The sequence below is a fragment of the Streptomyces sp. NPDC001027 genome (genome assembly GCF_040299045.1).
GTDB lineage: Bacteria > Actinomycetota > Actinomycetes > Streptomycetales > Streptomycetaceae > Streptomyces.
This window is the reverse complement of sequence record NZ_JBEPBI010000307.1, coordinates 1-7,951: the sequence shown is the minus strand read 5'-3', so window position 1 is coordinate 7,951 and position 7,951 is coordinate 1. Positions and strand designations below refer to the sequence as shown.

The following is a 7,951-nucleotide window of genomic DNA, read 5'->3' as shown; positions in this document are numbered from 1 at the left end:
GGACGGGTTCGTGCGCCGACTGCCGGCCGGATATCACACTCCGCTCGCCGACGCGCCGCTGTCCGGCGGCCAGCGCCAACGCCTCGGACTGGCGCGCGCCCTGGCCCGCGACAGCCGTCTGCTCGTCCTGGACGATGCCACGTCCAGCCTGGACTCGGCCACGGAGGCCGCGGTTCTTCGCGCCCTGGACGACTCGTACGGCGACCGCACCCGGCTTGTCGTGACGCGACGCACGGCCACGGCCGCCCGCGCCGACCTGGTGGCATGGCTGCACGAAGGCCGCATCGCAGCCCTAGCCCCCCACCGCGAACTGTGGCGCCTGCCGGCCTACCGCACCCTGTTCGACGGCCTGGAGGACGCCGATGAGAACGCGAACGAGGCCGCACCGGTAGACGCGCACGAGGTCGCGAACGAGGACGCCAACGAGGTCGCGAATGACTGACGTGGAGCACTGGCCGTCCGCGGAACGCCTTCGAGGACCGGCGACGCATCGACGCACGCCCACTGCGGCCGACCAGGCCGAAACGCCCCGCCCGAACCCCCCGCACGCCTCCTCCTCCCTCACCGCGGCCCACGGAACGGCCGTGCGCCTGCTCCGCCACGCCCTCGCCGCGAACCGTGCCGCCGCGCTCCGGCTGACCTGGTGGACCCTGCTCTCCGCCGCCCCGGCGCTCGTCTGCGGCAAGGCCCTGGCCTGGGCCGTCGACCGCGGCTTCCTGATGGACCGGCCCCGCACGGCGGCCTTCGCACTGGGCGTGTTCGCACTGAGCGCCCTCGGCGGAGCCTGGGCGAGCAGGCAGAGCTACCCGTGGCTGGCCGAGATCGTCGAGCCGCTGCGCGACCGACTGCTGCGGGACGTCGTCACGGGCGTCCTCCACCGAGCAGTCGCCCCGGGCGCCGCTCACGACGACGGTGCGGCCGTGGCCGTCGCCCGCCTCACCCGGCAGGTGGAGGCCGTGCGCGACGCGCTGGCAGGGCAGCTCATGCTGCTGTGGCAGTTCGTCCTGACGGTCGCAGCCGTCATCGCGGGCACCGCCGTCCTCTCGCCGGCCGCCGCGCCCCTGGTCGCCGCACCGCTCCTGGTCGCCCTCGTCCTCTTCGCCGTCCTGGCCCCCGCCACGGTGCGCAGACAGCGCGAGGCCTTCGACGCCGAGGAGACGCTCGCCGGCTGTGCGGTCTCCACGGTCACCGCCCTGCGCGACATCGTCGCCTGCGGGGCGCACGAGCACGCGCAACGAGAGGTCCTCGACGCGGTCCGCGGGCATCTTCGAGCCTCCAGGGCCCTGGCCTCGGTCTGCGCGCTGCGGCGGCTGATCGTGGCCCTGGGGGCGCACAGCCCCCTCCTGCTCGTCGTCCTGGCCGCGCCGCGTCTGCACGCCCGCGGGGTGACCGCCGGCGAGATCGTGGGCGTCCTCGCCTACGTCCTGGCCACCCTCGAACCCGCGATCCGCCTGCTGGTGCAGGGGCTCGGCGCGTCCTGGCTGCGGTTGGCCGTGGCAGCCGAACGTCTTGCCGAGGCCGCCCGCCGTCCGAAGGCCGGACCGGATTCCCAGTCCGTCCTGCGGCCCCACGACGGCTCGGTGACGATGTCGGGGATCGTCTTCGCCTACGGCACCGATGCCGAACCGGTCCTCGACGGGCTCGATCTGACGATCGCCGACGGCGAGCACCTGGTGGTCGTCGGTCCCTCGGGCATCGGAAAGTCGACCCTGGCCGAAGTCCTGGCCGGCATGCTGCCGCCCGACCGCGGACAAGTCGTCCTGGGCGGCGCGCCCCTGGAACGCATCGCCCCGCGCGACCTGGCCCGCGCCCGTGTCCTCGCACCCCAGAGCCCCTACGTCTTCGCGGGCGCCCTGCGCGAGAACCTCTGTTACTTCGCGCCCGGCGCCACGGACGCCGCCCTGGCCGACGCGGTGAGCGAACTCGGGATGGACACGCTGGCCGAGCGGCTCGGAGGGGCCGACGCGCCGCTCGACCCGGCCGCGCTGTCCAGCGGGGAACGCGCCCTCGTCGCCCTGGCGCGCGCCTATCTGTCCGACGCGCGGTTGGTCGTCCTCGACGAGGCGACCCGGCATCTGGACGCGGCGCTCGAACGACGGGTGGAGGAGGCGTTCCGCCGTCGGCCCGGCACGGTCGTCACCGTCGCGCACCGCATGTCCCTGGCCCGCCGTGCGGACCGGGTCCTTCTCCTGGACGGTACGCGGCCGAGCACCGGCACCCACGACGCACTGCTGGCCGAAGTCCCGCTCTACGCCGACCTGATGGGCCACTGGCGCACCGGCACGGCAGACGCCGCCGGCGCCGACTGTGCCGGCGCCGACCGCGTCGCCGCCCGTCACACCGGCGCCGGGCTCAACACCCCGGGCGCAGCATCAGGTCACTCATCGTCGCGTCCTGCGGAAGATCCAGCGCCATGACCACGGCGGCCGCCACCGACGCCGGACGCATATGGTCCTGGGGCGCATAGGGCAGACCGAACTGGTCGTGCAGTTTGACCTGCATGGGCGTGTCCGTCTCCCCGGGATACACCGTGGTGACCCGCACACCGTGCGCGTACTCCTCGGCCCTCAAGGACTCCGCAAGGGCCTTCAGACCGAACTTCGACGCCGCGTAGGCGCTCAACCGCGGCGGCGCGTGCACCCCCGCCCCCGAGTTCACGAAGACCACATGCCCGCGCCCCTTGCGCAGCGCGGGCAGCAGCAGTCCGGTCAGCTCCGCCGGGGCGACGAGGTTCACCGCCAGCGTGTCCTGCCAGACCGTCGCGCTCGACTCGTCCACGCGACCAGACTCCACCACGCCGGCCGCATGCACGAGTGAGTCCAGGCGCTCGGGCAGCGCGTCGGCCGTCAACCGGGCGCGGATCGACGCCGGTTCGGACAGATCGGCCGCCACCGTCCGGCTGTCGGGGAACCGCGCACGCAGCTCCCGCGCCCGTGCTTCGTCCCGAGCCAACAACCACAACTCCTCGCCCCTGGCAGCGAAGGCCGCCGCCACCGCCGCACCGATCCCCGAACCAGCACCTGTGATGAGGTGAATTCCCATAGCCTGATACATACCCTAAATGCGCATCACCTCCCGTTTCACGCAGGCGAGTTGAAGGCATCCCGGCGCACGACGAGGTCGCGGCGCGAGAGGGGGGGCGTGCGCCGAGCGCACATGCATGCGGCGATGCGGATCAGACGCGGTGCGCAGCGTCGTATCGGGCGCGTGCCGTCAGCACGTCGGCCTCATGGGCGACGGCCCACTGTCCCATCGTGACCAGCAGGTCTCGCAGTGAACGCCCCAGGTCGGTCAGCGCGTACTCGGCCCGTGGAGGTGTCTCGGCGTGAAGGGTTCGGCTGATGAGCCCTTCGCGTTCCAGCGATCGCAGCGTGCGGACCAGCATGCGGCGGCTGAGGCCCTGGACCGACCGGTCGAGCTCGTTGAAGCCGTAACTGCGCTGCGCCAGCAACGACAGCAACACCGGGCTCCATTTGTCGCCGATCCGGCGCAGCAGCGCCGTCGCAGGACACCTCTCGTGGTCATCGACCGTGACCGGCACCGCGACGCCGACGAAGGGTTCGTCTGCCGAGGGTTCGTGGAGGGGTGACATCAATGTGCCTTCTTACGAGACCAATGCGCCAGGACCGATCCTCAGGCTACACACACGGCAGAGGAGCCTCTCTTGATCGCAGTAAGCGGAGCCTCGGGAAATCTGGGCAGCGCGACCGTCCGCCATCTCGTCCAACGCACCGACGCCGCCCGCGTCCTGGCGTTGTCCCGCACCCCGGACCGGAGCGCCGACTTGGGCGTACGCACCCGCCATGCCGACTTCGACCAACAGGACGCGCTCGTCCGGGCCTTCGACGGTGTGGAACGGCTGCTGATCGTCAGCATCGGAACCGACGACCGGCTGCCCAAGCACGTCCGAGCGATCGACGCCGCCGTGAAAGCGGGCGTGGGCCATGTCCTCTTCACCTCCATCACGCGCGCCGGGGACCCTGGCCACCCCAATCCCCTCGTCCCCGACTACGGGGCCACCGAACGGCTGCTGGCGGAATCCGGACTGCCGTTCACGGTGCTGCGTTTCAACGTGTGGGTCGAGATGCTGAACCTGGTCGGAGTGGCTCCTCGGGCCGTCGCCACCGGAGTCCTGTCCAGCAACAGCCGGGACGGACGCATCGGCCACATCACCCGAGACGACAGCGCCGCGGTGGCCGCCGCCGTCCTGGCCGAGGGCGGCAGTCAGGGAGAGATCCTCGAGGTCACCGGACCGGAGGCCGTGACCGACGCCGACATCGCCGCCGCGTTGTCCGAGGCCACCGGCCGCCGCATACGCCACGAGGAGGTCTCCGACGCCGCACACCCCCAGCGACTCATGGACCAGGGGTTCCCCGAGCACTTCGCTCACGCGTGGAGCGCCGCCGGCACGGCGAAACGCGACGGCTGGTACGACGTCACCACTCACACCGTCCAACGGCTCACCGGCCAGCCGGCCACCCCCATCGTCGACTACTTCACAGCACATCGAGCCGAGCTGACCGCCTGATCCCGGTCCTGGTACCGGCGCCACGCATTCGACGGCGCCACCCCGGCCGCGCAGGGGTTCTGATGGCGTGGCCCGGCGTCACGAATCGCCGGTCGACACCCGAGCGACATCCCGAGGCGCCGGGAGCACGCCTACTGCCTCGATGCCGCGTCCGCCCAGGTGGGCGCGATTGCCGTAAGCGGAGGTCGGGGCTCAGGCGGGTTCAGGTAGGGGGTACCGACCCAGCGGGGTACGGGATCCTGCGCTGGACGACTCACAGGACATCGAGGTCGCCTGGCTGGAGGCATCCATGCGGGTGTTCACCGAAGTCACCGACCTGCAGATGCGCCACCGCGTCCTGCTGGACCTGCCTACCTCCCGCGCGGCCTACCCGCCACACCACGACGGGCCCTGAGCCCGACGCCCACGCCATCGGGGGCCTCGTCCCTTCTCCGTCTACTCGAGCCCACCGCGACGGAGGCCGTCCCTCATTGCGCTGAGCTTCGCGGTTGTCGCCGGAGTCCATTCCTTCTTCTGTCCAGCGAGACGGAAGGCGTCGTCGATCTCGCTGAGCTTCGCGGAGGACAGGACGCCCGCCCGCTCGATCAGGTCGTCCCGGGACACGGTGGTCAGCCATGTGCACGGGGTGAAGCCTGGACGCGGGAACGCGAGCCGCAGCACGCCTTCGAGCGGCAGCCCGTCACCGGCGCCGACCGTCACTTCGATGCCCAGACCGCTGATGTCGAAGCCCGCCGGGGCGACGACCTGCATCACCTGGAACCCGGACGCGTCGTCTCCTGACAGCAGTACGACCAGCCGCCGCTCGTCGAACTGGACCCACCAGACTTCGCCACGTTGCACAAGCCCTCCGATACACAGGACGTCAGGCAGACGCTGCGCGACCTGACGCGGTGTGGAGACGGGTACGGCCACCGTTGATCACCGGTGTGTGAAGACCGAGGATCATGCCAGGGTGCGGTCACCTTCCGTCGGTCGATCCACCGATCGATCGTCTCACGTTGCAGATCTCGGACGCGTCTGGGGCTGCTCGATGGTCGTGCTCGTCCAGGGCGCTCGTCGGTTCGGCACTCCCAAGTTCTGGGGATTCTCGCGCCGTCGGCCTCCGGGCATGCTCGCCAAGGCCAGTTCCGAAAAGGCAGCGAACTGCAGCAGTGCGTTCGTTCGGGAAAAGGAGAGATGACCATGAGATCTGCCATATGGGGTCGTGGTGTCGTCGTGGCGGCGTTGAGCGCCTGCGCCCTGGCGCTGGGGACGACAAGTGCGTTCGCTGCGGCGGCGATTCCGGTCACGACGGACTTCGGGCCGAGCGTCTACAAGAAGACTCAGACGCGCTCCGGCAAGGTGGGAGTTCAGGATCTTCGGGCCGGGGACTCCATCTTCGCCGACTGCTGGGATCGCGGCGACAACATCGACAACCGTGGAAACGTGTGGTACCACACGTTGTCCGAGCGCTACACCGCCACCACCGGGCAGGAGTTGTTCGTCGAGGGGTGGACGTACGGTGCGTACATAGACGGGAACCAGGCATTCCATGAGGGGACCATTCCGGAGTGCTGACGGGGTGAGCCGTTCCATCTGGGGCCGAAGAAGTCCCGACAGTCGGTGTCCTGGCAGTCGGCACGGGAACTGAGACCTCCACTTCCGCTTTTTGGGAAGGGAGTCGAAAATGCGCCAAGAAGAGCCTCGGTGTCGGTCAAAAGCCTCGAACCACTGGATCGGCGCGATGCGCCGATCCAGGCTGTCTTCGTGGCGTCTCGTCCGGAATCTACCCTCCCTTCTCTCTCGGCCGCCACTGCAGAAGCGGCCACCATTGCAGAGCTGGGGATTGTTGTTTCACAGTGGGTCCAACGGTTCATTCCGCATGATGGATACATGTTGAGGGGCGTTGACCCGCTGACGGGCGCGGCATGCTTCCTGACCAAGGAGCATGGCTACGGCGCTTCCTTCTACCGCGCCCTGGAGATCGAGGAGATCCTGGGCCGGGAGCGACACACCATAGCCGGCATGATGCGCGGTTCTCGCTCCGTCGCCGTCCTCGCTTCGCGAACCCCTCTGAGTTCACGCGGCGTCAGTCCTGAACACGTAGAAATCATGGACGCGGCCGATGTCGGAAGTGAGATGCGGATCGCGCTCACCCTCGCAGGCAGGGCTTGGGGAGTCCTGGTCCTGCTGCGGGGGAGAGGCTGCAGACCTTTCACCACGGCCGAATCCCTACGCGCCGGGCAACTCGCCGGAACTCTGGCCGTCGCGGTGAAGCAGCATGTCGCAAGTCGGTTCTTGCGTCCCGTCCGCAACGCACCTGCCCCGGGCGTAGTGCTGATCGACGGAAATGACACTGTCAGCGCTGTGACCGGGACCGGGCGCGTATGGGTGAGCCGACTCGCGCCGAAGAACGCGACGGCCGACGACGCGGAGATATTCGCGCACGTCTGGAACATCGTTCTGGCCGCGCGCCATCCAGGGAGGCAGGCGCTGAGTCGCGTTCCCGGTCCCGACGGGTGGATCGTCCTGCGAGCCCAGCCATTCGGCGAAACACTGTCCGGCAGCATAGCGGTGACCATTCAACCCGCCTCCTCCGACGTGCTGTTACCTGCGGCTGCCCTCCTGTATGGAATAACCACCAGAGAGCAGACGGTCATTGAACGTGCTCTCGACGGGGCGGCTGTCAAGCAGATCGCTCGCAGCTTGAACATCTCCCTGCACACCGTGAACGATCACCTGAAGTCCGTGTACCGGAAAACCGGAGTCAACAGTCGCGAAGAGCTCATCGCGAGCCTCTCTTTGTGACCCTGAGGCTGCTGCAGGGGCGGGTGGGCCCCTGGCACGGCCGGCCGACTGACGGTGCGCTGGAAGGCTGCATCTACTCGCCGTTCCGCTGCTCGCCCCCGGGATCGGTGTCGCCGGTGCGGCGGGCTGAGCGGTTGCGGGCGTTCGCGAGGGCCACGACGAGGCTGAGAACGCCGGACTGCCGCACCATTCGCGACTGTCACCTCTCACCGAACTCGTCGTGGCCCTGGCGCAGGTGGGCGACACACCCAGAACCACGGCCCGTGCCCTGGAAGCAGAAGAGCTGGTCCACCTCCGACACCAGAAGAGCGCGCAAGCGCACACGCTGGCACGTCTCGCGGACTCCGTCCCCTCGCCGCACCGCGAACGAATGATCGCGCGGGCCCTCGCCCTCGGCTCGTGGCAGGACGTCCTCAAACACGTTGCGAGCCTCGCGCCGGAAGCCGTCCGAGCCCTGGCCGCCGAGCGGTTCGGCGGCCCCTAGCCGCCCCGATGCGTTGCAGCCGGACGCGGTCGAGCGCGCCGAGTCGGTTCTCAGTCGAGGCCGCCGTCGAACCGAGCGACTTACGTGCGCGCATGCGTAGTTCCCCTGAGGCGGACGATGTGGCCGTCTGGGAAGCTCCCCGGGGAGACGCG

General features: G+C 69.6%; 9 protein-coding genes. 6 read left to right on the top strand and 3 right to left on the bottom strand.

Annotation, left to right across the window (positions count from 1 at the left end; translation table 11 throughout):
- The coding region (locus ABT300_RS38895; protein WP_351686350.1) for an ATP-binding cassette domain-containing protein at positions 1-442 on the top strand (442 nt) is incomplete at its 5' end.
- A complete protein-coding gene (locus ABT300_RS38890) occupies positions 435-2,417 on the top strand; it encodes an ATP-binding cassette domain-containing protein (protein WP_351686348.1) in 1,983 nt (660 codons plus the stop codon). The genes ABT300_RS38895 and ABT300_RS38890, both read left to right, overlap by 8 nt.
- Here ABT300_RS38890 and ABT300_RS38885 read toward each other — a convergent pair.
- Positions 2,353-3,042 carry an SDR family oxidoreductase gene (locus ABT300_RS38885; protein ID WP_351686346.1) on the bottom strand — a complete coding sequence of 230 codons (690 nt, stop codon included), beginning with the start codon at positions 3,040-3,042 and terminating at the stop codon, positions 2,353-2,355. The two genes, ABT300_RS38890 and ABT300_RS38885, sit on opposite strands and share 65 nt — an antisense overlap.
- Positions 3,043-3,175: 133 nt before the next feature.
- Positions 3,176-3,592, bottom strand: coding sequence for a winged helix-turn-helix transcriptional regulator (locus ABT300_RS38880; RefSeq protein ID WP_351686344.1), 417 nt, complete (start codon positions 3,590-3,592; stop codon positions 3,176-3,178).
- 72 nt (positions 3,593-3,664) lie between these two features.
- On the opposite strand from ABT300_RS38880, the gene ABT300_RS38875 reads away from it, so the two are divergent.
- Complete coding sequence (locus ABT300_RS38875) at positions 3,665-4,528, top strand: NAD(P)H-binding protein (RefSeq protein ID WP_351686342.1); 864 nt, start codon at positions 3,665-3,667, stop codon at positions 4,526-4,528.
- A gap of 435 nt (positions 4,529-4,963) precedes the next feature.
- Here ABT300_RS38875 and ABT300_RS38870 read toward each other — a convergent pair whose 3' ends face one another.
- Positions 4,964-5,368 (bottom strand): type II toxin-antitoxin system PemK/MazF family toxin, encoded by a 405-nt coding sequence (locus ABT300_RS38870; RefSeq protein WP_351686339.1) that lies wholly within the window; start codon positions 5,366-5,368, stop codon positions 4,964-4,966.
- A 342-nt stretch (positions 5,369-5,710) separates the two neighbouring features.
- On the opposite strand from ABT300_RS38870, the gene ABT300_RS38865 reads away from it, so the two are divergent.
- The 3 genes from ABT300_RS38865 (at position 5,711) to ABT300_RS38855 (ending at position 7,799) form a co-directional block, all read left to right on the top strand.
- Positions 5,711-6,085: a hypothetical protein gene (locus ABT300_RS38865; protein ID WP_351686337.1), complete on the top strand. Its 375-nt coding sequence runs from the start codon at positions 5,711-5,713 to the stop codon at positions 6,083-6,085.
- A 129-nt stretch (positions 6,086-6,214) separates the two neighbouring features.
- On the top strand, positions 6,215-7,315 hold the full coding sequence (locus tag ABT300_RS38860; RefSeq protein WP_351686335.1) for a helix-turn-helix transcriptional regulator: 1,101 nt from the start codon (positions 6,215-6,217) through the stop codon (positions 7,313-7,315).
- Positions 7,316-7,535: 220 nt separating this feature from the next.
- The gene (locus tag ABT300_RS38855; RefSeq protein ID WP_351686333.1) at positions 7,536-7,799 is read left to right on the top strand and encodes a hypothetical protein; all 264 of its coding nucleotides are present in this window, start codon (positions 7,536-7,538) and stop codon (positions 7,797-7,799) included.
- Positions 7,800-7,951: the final 152 nt, after the last annotated feature.

What these genes read in the sequence shown, in the direction of transcription:
- ABT300_RS38890 (WP_351686348.1), top strand. Translation starts at nt 435, where the DNA reads ATGACTGACGTGGAGCACTGGCCGTCCGCGGAACGCCTTCGAGGACCG.
- ABT300_RS38885 (WP_351686346.1), bottom strand. Translation starts at nt 3,042, where the DNA reads ATGGGAATTCACCTCATCACAGGTGCTGGTTCGGGGATCGGTGCGGCG.
- ABT300_RS38880 (WP_351686344.1), bottom strand. Translation starts at nt 3,592, where the DNA reads ATGTCACCCCTCCACGAACCCTCGGCAGACGAACCCTTCGTCGGCGTC.
- ABT300_RS38865 (WP_351686337.1), top strand. Translation starts at nt 5,711, where the DNA reads ATGAGATCTGCCATATGGGGTCGTGGTGTCGTCGTGGCGGCGTTGAGC.